The sequence below is a fragment of the Sphingomonas elodea ATCC 31461 genome (assembly GCF_000226955.1).
GTDB lineage: Bacteria > Pseudomonadota > Alphaproteobacteria > Sphingomonadales > Sphingomonadaceae > Sphingomonas > Sphingomonas elodea.
Window position 1 is genome coordinate 16,456 of the sequence record NZ_AGFU01000034.1, and the last position, 15,842, is coordinate 32,297.

Here is a 15,842-nt window from a genome sequence, read left to right on the forward strand (position 1 = left end):
CAGATGGTCTAGGCGGACAGGATCATGGCTACCAAAGCAGCACCCGCGCCCGCCTCGCTACCCGTGTCGATCGACGATGTCCGGGCGGCCGCGGCGCGGATTAGCGGCGCCGTGGTGCGCACGCCGACGCTGCACAGCCGCACGCTCTCGCAGCTGACCGGCGCGAACGTGTACCTCAAGTTCGAGAATCTGCAGTTCACCGCGGCGTACAAGGAACGCGGCGCGCTCAACACGCTGCTCCAGCTGGATGCCGAGCAGCGTGCCAAGGGCGTGATCGCCGCCTCCGCCGGCAACCATGCCCAGGGCCTGGCCTATCACGCCACCCGGCTGGGCATCCCCAGCACGATCGTGATGCCCAACAACACCCCGATCGTGAAGGTCACCCAGACCGAGGGCCACGGCGCCAATGTGGTGCTGTTCGGCGAGACGTTCGATGCCGCCTATGCCCATTCGCGCGAACTCGAGGCGGAGAAGGGCTATACCTTCATCCATCCCTTCGACGATCCGCGGGTGATCGCGGGCCAGGGCACCGCGACGCTGGAACTGCTCGAGGATGTGCCGGGCATCGACACGCTGGTGGTGCCGATCGGCGGCGGCGGGCTGATCTCGGGCGCGGCGGTGGTCGCCAAGGCGCAGGACCGGCCGATCGAGGTGCTGGGTGTGCAGGCCGAGCTCTATCCCTCGATGTACAACCGCGTGCACCATACCGAGATGCCGTGCGCGGGCGACACGCTCGCCGAAGGCATCGCGGTGAAGTACCCCGGCAACCTGACCGGGAAGATCGTCGAGGCGCTGGTAGACGACATCGTGCTGGTGGGCGAGCGGCGGCTGGAGGAGGCGGTGAGCCTGCTGCTGCAGATCGAGAAGACGGTGGTGGAGGGGGCAGGGGCCGCCGGCCTCGCCGCGCTGCTCTCCGAACCGGAGCGCTTCAAGGGCAAGGCCGTGGGCACCATCCTGTGCGGCGGCAATATCGACACCCGGCTGCTCGCCAACGTGCTGCTGCGCGACCTTGCCCGATCGGGCCGGCTCGCGCGGCTGCGCATCCGGTTGCAGGACCGGCCGGGCGCGCTGTTCCACGTCGCGCGGATCTTCCACGAGCAGGGCGTGAACATCATCGAGGTGTATCACCAGCGGGTGTTCACCTCGCTCCCCGCCAAGGGCCTGATCACCGACATCGAGTGCGAGACGCGCGACCGCAACCATCTCGACCGGCTGATGACCGCGCTGCGCCGGGCGCAGTATGAAGTGAGCATGGTCGAGCTCGCCTGAAAGCGCGTGCACCGGCAGGTGGCGCTGCGGCCGCATAGGGCGCAGTCCCTCCTCGGGCTGAAACGTTATTCAACCGTCTCAAGGCCATGCTGCGTCCGAGCGGGCCGGGGCCGCGAAATGCGCCGCGGCGCATTTCGAAACAGCCTCCCCGGCGATCTTGAGGCATTGACGCGGCGTGGCGCGAAGCGAAGCATGTCGCTCGCGGCCAACTTCCCTCGTGGAAGCAATCTCCTGTCGTCGGTTCATGACAGGGGCGGGCACGCGGCGTTGTGCTGAAATGATCCAAGTAACTCTTTCTTAACTATAGGATCAAGTTCTCTTCCGGTCCTCCTCCGCGTAAATCCGGGTTCAGCAAGAGCCCCAAGCTACACGCGGAGTTGACTATGAAGATCGGTACCCGTTCGGCAAAGATGAAGAAGCTTCTCGCAGTCGCTGCACTGGTTGCATGTGGTGCTGCGGGCTCGGCGAGCGCCGCAACCAACCTTATTTCCGATGGTGATTTCTCCAGCCGGAATCTCAAGGGCGGCTACACGATCCAGAACGCAATCGGCAGCTGGGTCAGCCGCAACGGCGCCGGCGTCGAGATCGGCGCGTCGGGCTGGTATGGCCTGCCGTCGATCAATGCCGGCGGCCAGAACCTGGAAGTGAACGGCAAAGGCTTTGGCGACGTCTATCAGAACGTCAACCTCACGGCCGGCCAGCGCTATGTGCTGACCTTCCTCTATGGCGGGCGCCCGGGCGGCGGCGAGCAGAAGCTGAACGTCTATGCCGGCAACGACCTGCTCACCGCCACGCCGCTGACCGGCAGCTATGGCAGCTGGACCAGCCAGTCGTTCAGCTTCATCGCCAAGGGCGGTTTGACGCCGATCGAGTTCAAGTCGATCGCGACCAGCGGCCGCGCCTCCTACGGCAACGCGATCGCCAACGTCTCGCTCAGCGCGGTGCCCGAACCGGCCAGCTGGGGCTTGATGATCACCGGCTTCGGCATGGTGGGCGGCCTGCTCCGTCGCCGCAAGGCGGCAGTGCGGCTGGCCGCGTAAGCGGAAGGCGCGACAGGCCCGGCGATGCGTCCAGGCGCATCGTTGGGCTCCGCGATCCGAGCAGGAACATGGCGGGGCGGGGCGTCGGGGCATTGCGTCGACGCGCCATTCCCGCAATAGCGCGGTGGTGCGCACGCTCTTCTCCACTTTGCTCTACCAGCAGCCGCTGGGCGACGACGCCCTGATCGCGGAGCTGGAAACCTCGTGCCTGCAGCTGGCGGAGGACGACGTGGCCGGGCGGCGCTGGTGCCGCGAGAACCATTATCGCGGCTATACCAGCTATGCCTCGCTCGACGATCTGCCGATCCGCGACCCGGCGTTCGCCGATCTGAAGCGGCTGCTCGACAAGCATGTCGCGAGGTTCGCGGAGGCATGCGCGTTCAATCTGGGCGGGCGCAGGCTCAAGCTGGACAGCCTTTGGGTGAACGTGCTCGACGGCAAGGGCGGGCACAGCGCGCACATCCATCCGCACAGCGTCGTCTCGGGCACCGTCTATGTCGCGCTGCCGGCGGGCGCGCGCGGGCTGAAGCTGGAGGATCCGCGCCTCGCAATGATGATGGCCGCTCCTACGCGGCTGCCCGACGCGCCGGAATCGCTCCAGCCCTTCATCGAAGTGGTGCCGGAGGTGGGCACGGTGCTGCTCTGGGAAAGCTGGCTGCGCCACGAGGTTCCGCCGGGCAATGGCAAGGACAAGCGGATCAGCGTCAGCTTCAACTATCGCTGGTAGGGATTGCGATTGGTTTGTGCGCCCCCAGCGCCTATGTTGCGGGCCAATGGCTAAGCACAGAACCAGCGCGGGGTTGCCCACGCGGCAGCAGATTCTCGATTTCATCGCATCGTCGAACACGCCCGCCGGCAAGCGCGAGATCGCCAAGGCGTTCGGGCTGAGCGCGCAGGACAAGATCCTCTTGAAGGCGCTGCTCAAGGACATGAGCGACGAGGGACTGATCGACGTCGCTCCGGGCCGTGCCTTCCACAAGATGGGCGGGCTGCCCAAGGTGACCGTGCTGCGCATCACCGATGCCGACGGCGACACCACCTGGGCGGTGCCCGAGCGCTGGGAAGCCGAGCATGTGCCCGCCCCCCGGCTGCGCGTGCGCGAGATGCGCGGCAAGCGGTCCGCGCTGGGCGTAGGCGACCGCATCCTGGCCCGCACCGAAGAGGCCGGCAACGGCTGGATCGCGCATCCGATGAAGACCCTCGCCCGCGGCGAGGAACTGATGCTGGGCGTGCTCCACGAAGAGGGCGGCAGGCTGTGGCTGCAGGGGGTGGAGAAGAAGGAGCGGCGCAGCTGGCCGGTCTCCGACGCCGGCGGCGCCGAGATCGGCGACCTGGTGCTCGCCGAGAAGACCGGGCGGCCGCCGCGGATCACCGCCAAGGTGGTGGAGCGGCTGGGCGATCCGTTCGCGCCGCGCAGCTTCTCGCTGATCGCGATCCACCGCCACGGCATCCCCAACGTGTTTTCGGAGGAACTGCTCGAAGAGGCCGAGCGCGTCGCGCAGCAGCCGCTGGGGACGGACCGCGAGGATTTGCGCCACCTGCCGATCGTCGCGATCGACCCCGCCGATGCGCGCGACCATGACGATGCCGTCTGGGCGACGCCCGACGACGACCCCGCCAACGAGGGCGGCTGGAAGGCGATCGTCGCGATCGCGGACGTGTCCTTCTACGTGCGCCCCGGCTCGCAGCTGGATCGCGAGGCGCGCAAGCGGGGCAATTCGGTCTATTTCCCCGACCGCGTCGTGCCGATGCTGCCGGAGGTGCTGTCGGCGGACGTCTGCTCGCTGAAGGAAGGCGTGGATCGCGCCGCGCTCGCCTGCCATCTGCAGGTCACCAAAGGCGGCGCGCTCAAGAGCTGGCGGTTTACGCGCGCGGTGGTGCGGCTGGCGGCGAACATCGCCTATGAGGATGCGCAGGCCGCGATCGACGGGACGCTCGATAAGCCCCTCCCCTTCAGGGGAGGGGTTGGGGGTGGGGCCCGAGCTGGGAGCGAATCCGACGCTGGGGGCGCACTGCCCCACCCCAACCCCTCCCCTGAAGGGGAGGGGCTTTTTGAAGTACTCCGCCCGCTCTGGGATTGCTGGCACGCGCTCTACGCCGCGCGCGAGAAGCGCGAGCCGCTGGACCTCGACCTGCCCGAGCGGCGCATCGTGCTCGACGAGAAGGGGCGTATCCTCTCGGTCGCGCCGCGCGAGCGGCTCGATGCGCACAAGCTGATCGAGGATTACATGATCGCCGCCAACGTCGCCGCCGCCAAGGCGCTGGAGGCGAAGAAGACACCGGTGATGTACCGCATCCACGAGCCGCCGGCGCGCGAGAAGCTGACCGCGCTCAAGGAATATCTCAAGACCTTCGAGGTCGAGTTCGCGCTCGGCCAGGTGATCCGCCCGGCGACGTTCAACCGCATCCTCGATCGCATCGGCGAGGAGGATTTCCGCCCGCAGGTGATGGAACAGGTGCTGCGCACCCAGACCCAGGCCTATTACGGCCCGGAGAATGTCGGCCATTTCGGCCTGGCGCTGGGCTCCTATGCGCACTTCACCTCGCCGATCCGCCGCTATGCCGATCTCGTGGTGCACCGCGCGCTGGTCGAGGCCTATCGGCTGGGGCCGGGCGGGCTGACGCCGGAAGAGTCGGGCAGCATGGACCGGATCGGCGAGTCGATCAGCCAGCTCGAGCGCCGCGCGATGGAGGCCGAGCGCGAGACGATCGACCGCTATGTCGCCGCCTATCTCGCCGCGCATGTCGGCGAGGTGATGGAGGCGCGGATCACCGGCGTACAGAATTTCGGCTTCTTCGCGACAGTCGAAGGCGTGGGCGGCGACGGGCTGGTCGCCGCGCGCGACCTGGGCGCCGAGTATTTCCACTATGACGAGGCCGGTAAAAGGCTGGTCGGCGAGCATAGCGGCGAGGAGTTCACCCTCGGCCAGCGGATCGAGCTGCGGCTGGTGGAAGCGAACCCGGTCTCGGGCGCGCTCCGCTTCGAGCTGCCCGACGGCAAGGGATCGGCCGGCGGGCTGCAGCGGACCGGGCGGCCGGGCAAGGGGGCGCCGAAGCGGGTGATCCACCGCCGAGGGCGCCCCGGCAACATCCGCCACAACGGTCGGAAGCGCTGAGCCGGGGGCCTGCCGGGACCCGTCGCTGGCAGCGCTGTCTAAAATCAGTGCAAAGGCGAAACAGCCGCGCTACAAGTGCCCCACAGAGCATGTTGCAGTGCCGTAAAGTCTGGGAATGAGGAGTGCAGATGTCGAGTCGCCCGACGATCAAGGAAGTATCGAAGATCGCGGGCGTGTCGTTCAAGACCGTCTCCCGGGTGCTGAACAACGAGAAGCATGTAAGCGAGGAGACTCGGCGGCGTGTAGAGGAGGTGGTGGCGCAGCTGAACTTCCGGCCCAGCCACGCCGCGCGGACGCTCGCCGGGCGACGCTCGTTCCAGGTCGCGCTGCTATACGACAATCCCAGCCCCTATTACGTCTTCCACATCCAGGCCGGCGCACTGGAGCGGTGCCATGAGCTCGGCTACCGCCTGCTGATGCAGCCGCTGGAAAGCGCGGCGCCCGATCTGGTGCCGGAAGTGATGGCGCTGGTCGACGAGGCGCATCTCGACGGGCTGATCCTCTCGCCGCCGCTGACCGAGATGCCGGAGCTGATCGAGGCGCTGGACAAGCGCAAGCTGCCCTATGTCCGCATCGCGCCGGGCCTGCGCAAGGATCACGGCCTCGCCACGACGATGGACGACGTGGCCGCCGCGCGCGAGATCACCCGCCATCTGATCCATCTCGGTCACCGCGCGATCGCTTTCGTCCGCGGCCCGGAAAGCCATGTGTCCTCGGCGGATCGCCTCGCCGGCTATCGGCAGGAGCTGGAGGCGCACGGCATCGCGTTCGATCCGGCGCTGGTGATCGCGGGCGACTACAGCTTCCAGTCCGGGGGGGCTGCGGCACGCGCGCTGTTCGCCCGGGCGCCGCGGCCGACGGCGATCTTCGCCGGCAATGACGACATGGCCGCCGGCGCGCTGGCGGCGGCACACGAGGCCGACGTTGCGGTGCCCGAGGCGCTGTCGATCGCCGGCTTTGACGATTCCGATCTGGCCCGCGCGGTTTGGCCGCCGCTCACCACCATCCGCCAGCCGGTGCGCGAACTCGCCTATGCGGCGGCGGACCTGATGCTGGCGGGCAATGCGATTACGCCGCAGGTGACGCTTGAGCACGAACTCAAGGTCCGGGCGACCACGGGGCCGGCGCCCAAGGGCTGATCCAACCTCGCCCGTGCCATCCCATCCTGGCACAGCGTTAACCATGCTTGTCGCTGGGCGAAGTGGTAAACGGCGCGTTAACCTCCCGCCATGCCATTGCCGCTAGTCGTTCGAGGCGCCCGTCGCCACCCGTTCCGCCGCCATGTGCGGCAGGTGGTTGCGCGCCAGCGCAAGGCGAGCGAGGACGGCGACGTGAAGCTGTTCGTGCTCAGCTTCACCGCCTTCTTCGTCTGCTTCTACACCTTCCTGCTCTAGGGGCGCCTCAGCGCGGGCAGATGTCGCGACCGCGCGGCACGTCGCCCTCCTGGTGCAGCTTGCGGGCGCACCAGGCGGAGATCAGTGCCAGCACCACCACCACCCACAGCGAATCCTCGACATTCACGCCGGGAATCCGGGTGAAGCCGAAGATGCCGACCGAGCCGAGCACCATCGCGCCGGAATTGACGACGTTGTTTGCCGCCACCGTCCGCGCCGTCTGCGACTTTTCCACCGTTGTGGTAAGGAAGGCATAGAGCGGCACCACGAACATGCCGCCGGTTATCGCGATCAGGATCAGGTCGCCCAGCGCGTGCCACGCCGCCGGCATCCGCACGAATTCCAGCGTCGCGAGCAGGGGGCCGTCATGGGTGGGCCAGTATTTGGCGGTGAAGTGGAAATCGACCACGATCGCGCTCATCGCCAGCACCGAGGGCACGCAGTAGCGCGCCGAGACATTGCCTTTCAGCAGCTTGTTGATGATCACCGATCCGATCGCGATGCCCACCGAGAAGATCCCGAGGAACACGCTCGCCACGTCCTTCTGGGCGTGGAACACGTTCTTGACGAGCGGCGGGAACAATACGCCCAGCACCGCGGCGATCGACCAGAACACGCTGATCGAAAGGATCGCCAGGAACAGCCGCCGGATGTGCAGGGTGGCGGAGATCAGCCGGGCCGAGGCGCGGAAGATGTTGAGGTCTATCTCGAGATGCGTCATCGGCGGCGCCGGCGGGATCTGCAGCGAGGCCAGCCAGCCGATCACCGCGACGCCGATCACCGCGAAGGCGGCGGCATGGGCGCTGATCAGACCGCCGGCGATGGTGCCGAACAGGATCGCGATATAGGTGCCCGCCTCGATCATGCCGGTGCCGCCCAGCACGTCGTCTTCAGCGAGATGCTGCGGCAGGATCGCGTATTTGATCGGGCCGAAGAAGGTGGAATGCACGCCCATGCCGACCAGCGCGACCAGCATCAGCGGCAGGCTCTTCACGAAGATGCCGGTGGCGCCCACCAGCATGATGCCCACTTCGGCCGCCTTGATGATCCGCATGATCTTGGCCTTGTCATGCGTATCGGCAAGCTGTCCGGCCAGCGCGGAGAACAGGAAGAAGGGCAGGATGAAGATGCCGGTGGCGATGGCGCTGAACCGCGTCTCCTGCTCCACCGAGTTGAAGATCTGGTAGGTCGCGAAGAAGATCATCGCGTTCTTGAAGAGGTTGTCGTTGAACGCTCCCAGGAACTGCGTGACGAAAAGGGGCAGGAACCGGCGCTCCTTCATGAGCCCGAGCGCACCGATCATTCGATAAAAGCTCCCCTGCCGCGGTTTTCCGCATGGTGAAGGCGCGGCATACCGGGGGGCGGGCGCAGCTTCAACGGATTAATCGGCGAGGAGGGGAACGGGTGGAGAACATGGCGCGGGAAACGCGTATCACGTCGCCGGCGGTGCCGACCGGACTGGCAGCCATGGTGGGAAACCGGACCTGGTTTCGCGACCGGGTCGGCGAATCCGGCTGCACTGTCTATCGGCTCGCGGGCGTTGCCGGGGACGACTTGTATCTCAAGACCGGCAGCGGCGCACAGCTCGACGACCTGGTGGACGAGATGGTGCGGCTGCGCTGGCTGACACCGCATCTGCCGGTGCCGCGACTTCATGGCTTCGTGCTGGAGGGCGGCACCGGCTGGATGCTCACCGGCCGCTTGCCCGGGCGGACGGCGTATCAGGTGCTGGAGTCGGATCCCAAGGCCGCGCCGGTGCTGGCGGCATCGCTCGGGGCGTTCCTGCGGCGGCTGCATGCGATTCCGGCCGAATGCTGCCCGTTCAACGCCGATCATCGCCTGCGACTGGCGGCGGCTAAGGTCCGGCTGGAGGCTGGGCTGGTTGAGGAAGACGAGTTCGACGAGGCGCGGATCGGCATGTCGGCGCAGGCGGTCTGGGACGAGATGCTGGATGCGCTCCCCCCGCAGTTCGAGCGGGTGGTGACGCACGGCGACTTCTCGCTCGACAATCTGTTCGTCGTCGACGGGGCAGTGACCGGCTGTATCGATCTCGGGCGGGTCGGCATCGCCGATCCCTGGCAGGATCTCGCCATTCTTTGGAATTCGCTCGAGGAATTCGGGGAGGATCTGCCGCCGGCGATGCTGGCGGCCTATGGCGTCGCGCTGGATCCCGCGCGGCTCGACTTTCATCTGCGGCTGGACGAATTCTTCTGACGCGGCCGCCCTTTGGGCCTCCCGTGTGGCCTTTCCTGGTGCTAGGGCATTGGGGATGCTGACGTTGCCGAACATCCTGACCCTGTCGCGCATCTTCACCGTGCCGCTGCTGGTGGGGTTCCTGTGGTGGCCGCAATGGGCGCCGGGATATGCGATCGCCTTCGCGCTCTACGTCCTGATGGGCATTACCGATTATTTCGACGGCTATCTTGCCCGTGCGCAGGGAACCGTGTCGAAGCTGGGCGTCTTCCTCGATCCCATCGCCGACAAGATCATGGTCGCGGCCGTCATTCTGATCCTGGCGGGCAAGGGGGTGATCGCCGATTGGCACATCATCGCCGCGCTGGTGATCCTGCTGCGCGAGATCGCGGTGTCGGGCCTGCGCGAGTTCCTGGGCGGGATCCAGGTCTCGGTGCCGGTGTCGCGTCTCGCCAAGTGGAAGACCACGCTGCAACTGGTATCGCTCGGCGCGCTGATCCTGTCCGGCGCGCTGCCGCACTGGGACTGGGTGCTACTGGTGGGGCTGGTGACCCTGTGGGGCGCGGCGGTGCTGACCGCGATCACGGGCTGGGACTATCTGCGCGTCGGCCTGAGCCACATGGACAGCTGATGGGGCTGACCATGCTCTATTTCGCCTGGGTGCGCGAACGGGTGGGGGCCGGCGAGGAGCGGGTCGATCCGCCCGAAGGCGTGCAGACCGTGGCCGGGCTGATCGAGTGGCTTTCGGCGCGCAGCGACGGCCACGCCGCCGCCTTCGCCGCGCCGTCCAGGCTGCGCGCGGCGATCGACCAGCGCTTCGTGCCGCTGGATGCGGCGCTGAACGGCGCCCGCGAGGTCGCGATCTTTCCCCCGGTGACCGGCGGATGATCCGCGTCTCGGTCGATCCCGCGCCGATCGCGCTGGGCGTTGAAGTCGCCGCGCTGGAAGAGGGCGGGGCGGGCGGCGTCGCCACCTTCACCGGCGTGGTGCGGACCGACGACGGCGTCGAGGCGCTGGAGCTGGAGCATTATCCCGGCATGACCGAGGCGGCGTTGTGTGCGCTGGCCGAGGCGGCGGTGGCGCGCTGGAACCTGCTCGGCGTTTCCATCGTCCACCGCGTCGGGCGGATGACGGCGGGCGAACGGATCGTGTTCGTCGGCACCGCCGCCGCGCATCGGCGCGAGGCGCTGGATTCCTGCGCCTATCTGATCGACCGGCTGAAGACCGACGCGCCGTTCTGGAAGCGCGAATGGCTGGCCGGCGGCACGCGCTGGGTAGAGCCGCGCGCGGGCGACGAAGAGGCGGCGGCGGTCTGGTCCTAGCCGGGCGAACCACCGGGCGCGCGCCGCAGGCAGTTGACGCTCGGCAAAATATGTCAGAGTAATCCGCGAAACAACCGGCCTGGCGGGACGGGGCAAGGGCATGCGCGCGCCGCAATGCACCCCCTGCGCCCCGCCGGTGGCCGAACCAAGGCGGAGGACCTGATGCTTACTCGACGCTTTTTCCTGGCCGGTGCCGCGGCCGCTTCGGCGACGCCCGCGCTGGCCCGGGTCTCCGCCGTGCCGACGATCGTCAACCCGGTGGTGCGCCAGCGCGCCGACGCGCAGGTGTTCCGCCACACCGATGGCTGGTATTACCTGACCGGATCGGTGCCCGAATATGACCGGCTCGTCCTGCGCCGGTCGAAGACGCTCGCCGGGCTCGCCACCGCGCAGGAGCGGGTGCTGTGGCGGCACCAGGCGAGCGGGCCGATGTCCGGCTTCCTCTGGGCGCCGGAGCTGCATCGGATCGACGGCAAATGGGTGATGTATTTCGCCGCAGGCCCCAGCGGGGGCGGCGAGGACGTGTTCCGCATCCGCACCTATGCGGTGGTGTGCGACGGGCCCGATCCGATGACCGGCAGCTGGTCGGTGCTCGGCCAGCTGCAGACGCCGTGGGATTCGTTCAACCTCGATTCGACCAGCTTCGTCCACAAGGGCCGGCGCTATCTCGCCTGGGCGCAGCGCGAGCCGGGGATCGAGACCAACTCGAACCTGTATCTCGCGCCGCTCGCCACGCCGCTGACGCTGGCGGCGCCGCCGGTGCGCCTGTCCGTGCCGACGCTGGACTGGGAGATCCAGGGGTACAAGGTGAACGAGGCGCCGGCGGTGCTTGCCCGCAACGGCAGGCTGTTCATGACCTATTCGGCGAGCGCCACCGATGCGCGCTACTGCATGGGGATGCTCAGCTGCCGCGCGGATGCCGATCTGATGGAGGCGGCAAACTGGTCGAAATCGCCGGTGCCGGTATTCCAGACCTCGGCCGAGCACCGGATTTTCGGCCCGGGGCACAACAGCTTCACGGTCGACGAGCGCGGCCGCGACGTGCTGGTCTACCACGCCCGCGACTATGCCGAGATCAAGGGCGATCCGCTGTTCGATCCCAACCGCCACACCCGCATGCAGTATTTCCGCTACGCTGCCGACGGCACGCCGATCTTCGGTCCGCCGGTGGCGAACGGTCCGCTCCGCCGGATCTGATGCGCCCGAGGTGCACCCCGGCACGGTCGCCGTGCGGGGTGTTTGCGCATATTAGTCGGATAAATAGAGACGGCACTTTGGGAAGGCGCGCGGCTGCCCAGTCGAGTCGCTCTCTGAATGTGACCGTTTTGCAACGCTATTCCGGAAATATGCCTGACTAATCCGGCCGGCGCTTCCGCATCCGCTTGCGGCCGGCCCATTTCCTGATAGGTAAAAGTCAGAGTAATGAGCGCCGAGAGAGCGCCGTCTCACCAAACCTTCAGTCGTGGGGAGGATACCGGATGGTATCGAAATTGCTGTTTCTGGCGTCGGTTTCCGTAGCGTCGATCGCGGTCGGCGGACAGGCCGAAGCCCAGACCAATCCTGCCGTTTCCGATGGTGCGCAGGATGCGGTCGCCGACGAGATCGTCGTCACCGGCGTTCGCGCCTCGATCGTCGGCGCGATCAACCGTCGCCGCGAATCGACCCAGATCGTCGATTCGATCGTGGCCGAGGATGTCGGCAAATTGCCCGACAACAACGTGGTCGAGGCGCTCCAGCGCGTCACCGGCGTCCAGGTGACCGATCGCGGGCAGGGCGAGGCGGCGGGCATCCAGATCCGCGGCCTGCCCGATGCGCTGACCACGCTCAACGGCCGCAACGTGTTCACCGCCGCCGGCCAGGCGTTCACCCTGCAGGACGTTTCCGCCAACCTGATCAAGCGGGTGGACGTGTACAAGACCCGCGCCGCCGACCAGATCGAGACCGGGCTTGCCGGCCAGGTCGATGTGGTGACGCGGCGCCCGTTCGATTTCAAGGGGTTCGCCGTGTCGGCGCTGGTTCGCGGGATCTACGACCAGGAAGCCGACAAGATCAATCCGAACGCGGCGCTGCTGCTCAGCGATCGCTGGGAAACCGGGATCGGCGATGTCGGCCTGCTGGTGAACGGCAGCTATACCCGCTCGAAATTCCGCACCATGTCGACCACGGCGGGCGCGTTCGTGCCCTTCGCGACGCTCACGCCGCCGGCGGGCACCGGCCTTGCCGGCTTCCAGCGCATCTTTCCCGCGGCGACCGATCCGAGGACGGGGGCATTCCTTTCCGGCCCCGGCGTGGGCGACTGGAAGGTCGGGGCCGAGACGGGGCTGCCGACCGCGCCGGGTTCGACCCTGCCGGTGAACGGCATCGCCACGCCCTACTGGCTGTCGCGCGATGCGGTGTTCAGCTCCGACCTGTACGGCAAGCGCGAGCGCCCCTCGGTGAACGCGGCCTTCCAATGGGCGCCGAACAGCAGCTCGGTCTATACGGCGGAAGTCTTCTATGCGGGCTTCCGGGGCGAAACCTATAACAGCCTGCAGTTCAGCTTCGTCGATTTCTGGGCGAACCCGCAGGCGCCGTCGCTGTACGACGGCACCAACATCGTGAAGTCCCGGGTCGCCAACAGCGTCTACGGCTTCAACAGCGGCGACTATACCCGCAGCCAGACCGACAGCTTCGTCTATGCGCTGAACGGCAAATGGGATCTGGGCAGCCGCGGCGGCATCGTCGCCGACGTCGCCTACCAGACGAGCAAGTACAAGACCGCCTTCTTCGCGATGCGCACCGACCGGGTGGCGAACCAGATCACGACGGACTTCAACGCCGGCGGCGGCATCCCCTCCTACCATTTCGACAATGACGCAGCCCTTGCCGATCCGAGCGTGTGGAACGTCGCCCAGCTGTACGACAACGAGAATCGCGACAAGGGCAGCGCCGTCACGGCGATGCTCGACGGCCATTATGGCTGGGACGAGGGCTTCCTTCGCCAGATCAAGGCGGGCTTCCGCTTCGATGCGCGCAAGGCTTCCAGCGACGTGCGCACCGCCGATGCGGCGCCGCTGGGCCGGCCGCTGTCCAGCCTGCCGGCAGGGGCGAGCTTCACCAATTCGGACTTCTTCGAAGGCCGCGGCGACGTGCCGACCAGCTGGGTGACGGCGAACGGCTATTACAACTATGCCCATGCCGACGAGATTCGCCGGCTCTACGGCCTCAAGACCTCGGAACAGCTGACGCTGACCCGCGTGTTCGACGTCGAGGAAAAGACCACGGCGGCCTATGTCCAGGCCGACGGGCAGCTGATGATCCTGGGCCGCGCGCTGAACCTGCAGGGCGGGGTGCGCTATGTGGCGGTGGATACCGATGCGGTGTTCGTCGACCGGTTCAACAACGGCGCCGTCTCGCGCGCATCGCCGGGTTCGGACCGGTTCCTCGCCAGCTTCACCGCACGCTACGAGATCACCCCCAAGCTGCGCGCGCGGTTCAACTATGGCGAGACGCTGCGGCGCCCGAACTTCGGGGACATCAACCCGAACTTCTCGCTCACCGGCGACCTGACCAATGTCGGCTATGGCAGCGGCTCGGCCGGCACCGCCAATCTCCAGCCGACCACGTCGAAGAACTATGACGCGGCGCTGGAATGGTATTTCGGCCGCAACAGCGCGATCACCGTCACCGGGTTCCGCCGCGACATCCAGGGCCTGGTTGTGCCGGTGAGCCAGCTGGAGTTCATTCCGAACAACGGCATCGTCGCGGGCGCGACCAACAATTTCGTGATCAGCCGCCCGGCCAATGCCTCGAACGGCGTGCTGAAGGGCCTGGAAGTGGGGCTCACCTACTTCCCGACCTATCTGCCGTCCTTCCTCGACGGCCTGGGCTTCCAGGGCAGCCTGACGGTGCTGGACTCGAGCCAGAACGTCCCGATCTACGACAATGCCGGCAAGCAGATCGGCGAGCAGCAATCGAGCTTCTTCGGCGTATCGGACTTCTCGTACAACGCCACGCTGGCCTATGACCACGGGCCGATCGGCGCGCGGCTTTCCTATGTGTACCGCAACGCCTGGCAGGTGCGGAACGAGGCGCGCCTGTTCGCCAACCCGCTGGGCGTATGGCGCCGGGCGGAGGCGAGCCTCGACCTCCAGCTGACCGCGCGGATCACCGATCGCCTGGGCCTGACCTTCGATGCGGTGAACCTCACCCGCACCAAGCAGCAGGAATATTACCGGTTCGGCAGTGTCGGCGACAAGGATCGCTTCAACCTCGGCACGGTGCTGATCCCGCGAACCTTCGCGATCGGCGCGCGCTACAGCTTCAACTGACCTCTTCGCGGGCGGGCCCAAGGGTCCGCCCGCTTCGCATTCGGAAGGAATTGCCCGTGAAGCGCATCCCGTCGCTCGCGTTGCTGCTGCTCGCCTCCGCCTGTGGCGGCAACGACAGCCCGCCCGCTGCCTCGCTTGTCGTCGTGCCGACGCCGACGCCGACGCCCAGCCCGACCCCAACGCCCAGCCCGTCGCCCACCGCCAGTCCGACGCCCGTCTCGATCGCGCTGAGCGGCGCGGTGAGCCCGGTCCATGATCCTTCCGTGCTGAAGGACGGCAGCACCTATTATCTGTTCACCACCGGCAATGCCGGCGACCCCGAAGGCCTGCTGGCGCTCCGGACCTCGACCGACCTGCGCAGCTGGACCCTGCGCGGCGGCAGTTATCTCGCGCTGCCGGCATGGGCGCGCACCGCCGTGCCGGGGGCCAACGGCATGTGGGCGCCGGACATCTCGAAGGCGGGCAGCCAGTACCGGCTCTATTATTCCGTCTCGACCTTCGGATCGAACCGCTCGGCGATCGGGCTCGCCACCGCGACGGTGATCGATCCCGCGGCACCGGCGGCGAACTGGGTGGACCAGGGGCCGGTGATCCAGTCGCAGAGCAGCGACGATTTCAACGCGATCGATCCCATGGCGTTCGGCGATGCCGACGGGCGATCCTGGCTGGTGTTCGGCAGTTTCTGGACCGGGATCAAGCTGATCCGCATCGATCCCGCCACCGGCCTGCGGCTTGCCGGCGATGCGGCGCCGCGCGCCCTGGCGCAGCGGCCGTTCCCCGGCGCGGTGGAGGCGCCGTTCATCCTCCGGCGCGGGGGATTCTATTATCTGTTCGTGTCGTTCGACTCCTGCTGCCAGGGGGCGGCGAGCACCTACAACACGGTGGTCGGCCGCGCCCCGGCGCCGGACGGGCCCTATGTCGACCGCGACGGCAGGGCGATGCTTCAGGGCGGCGGCACCGCGGTTCTCAGCAACGGGCAGGGCGACGGCAGCCGGTTCGTCGGGCGCGGCGGCGCATCGATCCTGCAGCAGAGCGACGGCGACTATATCGTCTACCACGCCTATGACCGGCAGCAGAACGGCGCGCCGACCCTGCAGATCCAGCCGCTCAGCTGGACCGCGGACGGCTGGCCGGTGGCAAGCTAGGCCGGCGGCGCATTTGACGATCCGCGCCATTGCTGCCACCTCTTTTCGCGACT

General features: G+C 67.4%; 13 protein-coding genes and 1 pseudogene. 13 read left to right on the forward strand and 1 reads right to left on the reverse strand.

Annotated elements, in window-relative coordinates:
- Nucleotides 1–24 precede the first annotated feature (24 nt).
- The 6 genes from KK7_RS0110640 (at nt 25) to KK7_RS23165 (ending at nt 6,819) form a co-directional block, all read left to right on the forward strand.
- Nucleotides 25–1,269, forward strand: a complete 1,245-nt coding sequence (locus KK7_RS0110640; protein ID WP_010544634.1) for a threonine ammonia-lyase — start codon at nt 25–27, stop codon at nt 1,267–1,269.
- A gap of 383 nt (nt 1,270–1,652) precedes the next feature.
- Nucleotides 1,653–2,309: a PEPxxWA-CTERM sorting domain-containing protein gene (locus KK7_RS0110645; RefSeq protein WP_010544635.1), complete on the forward strand. Its 657-nt coding sequence runs from the start codon at nt 1,653–1,655 to the stop codon at nt 2,307–2,309.
- Nucleotides 2,310–2,436: 127 nt separating this feature from the next.
- Entirely contained in the window at nt 2,437–3,036 is a 600-nt protein-coding gene (locus KK7_RS0110650; protein WP_029623174.1) for a TIGR02466 family protein, read from the forward strand.
- Nucleotides 3,037–3,082: 46 nt separating this feature from the next.
- On the forward strand, nt 3,083–5,425 hold the full coding sequence (locus KK7_RS0110655) for a ribonuclease R family protein (RefSeq protein WP_029623175.1): 2,343 nt from the start codon (nt 3,083–3,085) through the stop codon (nt 5,423–5,425).
- A gap of 128 nt (nt 5,426–5,553) precedes the next feature.
- Nucleotides 5,554–6,564 carry a LacI family DNA-binding transcriptional regulator gene (locus tag KK7_RS0110660; protein WP_010544638.1) on the forward strand — a complete coding sequence of 337 codons (1,011 nt, stop codon included), beginning with the start codon at nt 5,554–5,556 and terminating at the stop codon, nt 6,562–6,564.
- A gap of 90 nt (nt 6,565–6,654) precedes the next feature.
- Nucleotides 6,655–6,819 (forward strand): hypothetical protein, encoded by a 165-nt coding sequence (locus KK7_RS23165; RefSeq protein WP_193378014.1) that lies wholly within the window; start codon nt 6,655–6,657, stop codon nt 6,817–6,819.
- A gap of 7 nt (nt 6,820–6,826) precedes the next feature.
- Here KK7_RS23165 and KK7_RS0110670 read toward each other — a convergent pair whose 3' ends face one another.
- Entirely contained in the window at nt 6,827–8,122 is a 1,296-nt protein-coding gene (locus KK7_RS0110670) for an MFS transporter (RefSeq protein WP_010544639.1), read from the reverse strand.
- 110 nt (nt 8,123–8,232) lie between these two features.
- On the opposite strand from KK7_RS0110670, the gene KK7_RS0110675 reads away from it, so the two are divergent.
- From KK7_RS0110675 to KK7_RS0110705, 7 genes and pseudogenes are all read left to right on the forward strand, one after another.
- On the forward strand, nt 8,233–9,033 hold the full coding sequence (locus KK7_RS0110675; protein ID WP_086011762.1) for an APH(3') family aminoglycoside O-phosphotransferase: 801 nt from the start codon (nt 8,233–8,235) through the stop codon (nt 9,031–9,033).
- Between the two features lie 55 nt (nt 9,034–9,088).
- On the forward strand, nt 9,089–9,643 hold the full coding sequence (gene pgsA / locus KK7_RS0110680; protein ID WP_010544641.1) for a CDP-diacylglycerol--glycerol-3-phosphate 3-phosphatidyltransferase: 555 nt from the start codon (nt 9,089–9,091) through the stop codon (nt 9,641–9,643).
- The gene (gene moaD, locus KK7_RS0110685; protein WP_010544642.1) at nt 9,643–9,900 is read left to right on the forward strand and encodes a molybdopterin converting factor subunit 1; all 258 of its coding nucleotides are present in this window, start codon (nt 9,643–9,645) and stop codon (nt 9,898–9,900) included. The genes pgsA and moaD overlap by 1 nt, the downstream gene beginning before the upstream one ends.
- The gene (locus KK7_RS0110690; RefSeq protein ID WP_010544643.1) at nt 9,897–10,334 is read left to right on the forward strand and encodes a molybdenum cofactor biosynthesis protein MoaE; all 438 of its coding nucleotides are present in this window, start codon (nt 9,897–9,899) and stop codon (nt 10,332–10,334) included. Before moaD ends, KK7_RS0110690 begins: the two co-directional genes overlap by 4 nt.
- A 162-nt stretch (nt 10,335–10,496) precedes the next feature.
- Nucleotides 10,497–11,519: pseudogene (locus KK7_RS20515) on the forward strand (glycoside hydrolase family 43 protein); the annotation flags it as partial.
- Between the two features lie 293 nt (nt 11,520–11,812).
- Entirely contained in the window at nt 11,813–14,644 is a 2,832-nt protein-coding gene (locus KK7_RS0110700; RefSeq protein ID WP_010544645.1) for a TonB-dependent receptor, read from the forward strand.
- A 56-nt stretch (nt 14,645–14,700) separates the two neighbouring features.
- Nucleotides 14,701–15,789: an arabinan endo-1,5-alpha-L-arabinosidase gene (locus KK7_RS0110705; protein WP_010544646.1), complete on the forward strand. Its 1,089-nt coding sequence runs from the start codon at nt 14,701–14,703 to the stop codon at nt 15,787–15,789.
- Nucleotides 15,790–15,842: the final 53 nt, after the last annotated feature.

What these genes read in the sequence shown, in the direction of transcription:
- KK7_RS0110675 (WP_086011762.1), top strand. Translation starts at nt 8,233, where the DNA reads ATGGCGCGGGAAACGCGTATCACGTCGCCGGCGGTGCCGACCGGACTG.
- moaD (WP_010544642.1), top strand. Translation starts at nt 9,643, where the DNA reads ATGGGGCTGACCATGCTCTATTTCGCCTGGGTGCGCGAACGGGTGGGG.
- KK7_RS0110700 (WP_010544645.1), top strand. Translation starts at nt 11,813, where the DNA reads ATGGTATCGAAATTGCTGTTTCTGGCGTCGGTTTCCGTAGCGTCGATC.
- KK7_RS0110645 (WP_010544635.1), top strand. Translation starts at nt 1,653, where the DNA reads ATGAAGATCGGTACCCGTTCGGCAAAGATGAAGAAGCTTCTCGCAGTC.
- KK7_RS0110660 (WP_010544638.1), top strand. Translation starts at nt 5,554, where the DNA reads ATGTCGAGTCGCCCGACGATCAAGGAAGTATCGAAGATCGCGGGCGTG.
- KK7_RS0110670 (WP_010544639.1), bottom strand. Translation starts at nt 8,122, where the DNA reads ATGATCGGTGCGCTCGGGCTCATGAAGGAGCGCCGGTTCCTGCCCCTT.
- pgsA (WP_010544641.1), top strand. Translation starts at nt 9,089, where the DNA reads ATGCTGACGTTGCCGAACATCCTGACCCTGTCGCGCATCTTCACCGTG.
- KK7_RS23165 (WP_193378014.1), top strand. Translation starts at nt 6,655, where the DNA reads ATGCCATTGCCGCTAGTCGTTCGAGGCGCCCGTCGCCACCCGTTCCGC.
- KK7_RS0110655 (WP_029623175.1), top strand. Translation starts at nt 3,083, where the DNA reads ATGGCTAAGCACAGAACCAGCGCGGGGTTGCCCACGCGGCAGCAGATT.
- KK7_RS0110690 (WP_010544643.1), top strand. Translation starts at nt 9,897, where the DNA reads ATGATCCGCGTCTCGGTCGATCCCGCGCCGATCGCGCTGGGCGTTGAA.
- KK7_RS0110640 (WP_010544634.1), top strand. Translation starts at nt 25, where the DNA reads ATGGCTACCAAAGCAGCACCCGCGCCCGCCTCGCTACCCGTGTCGATC.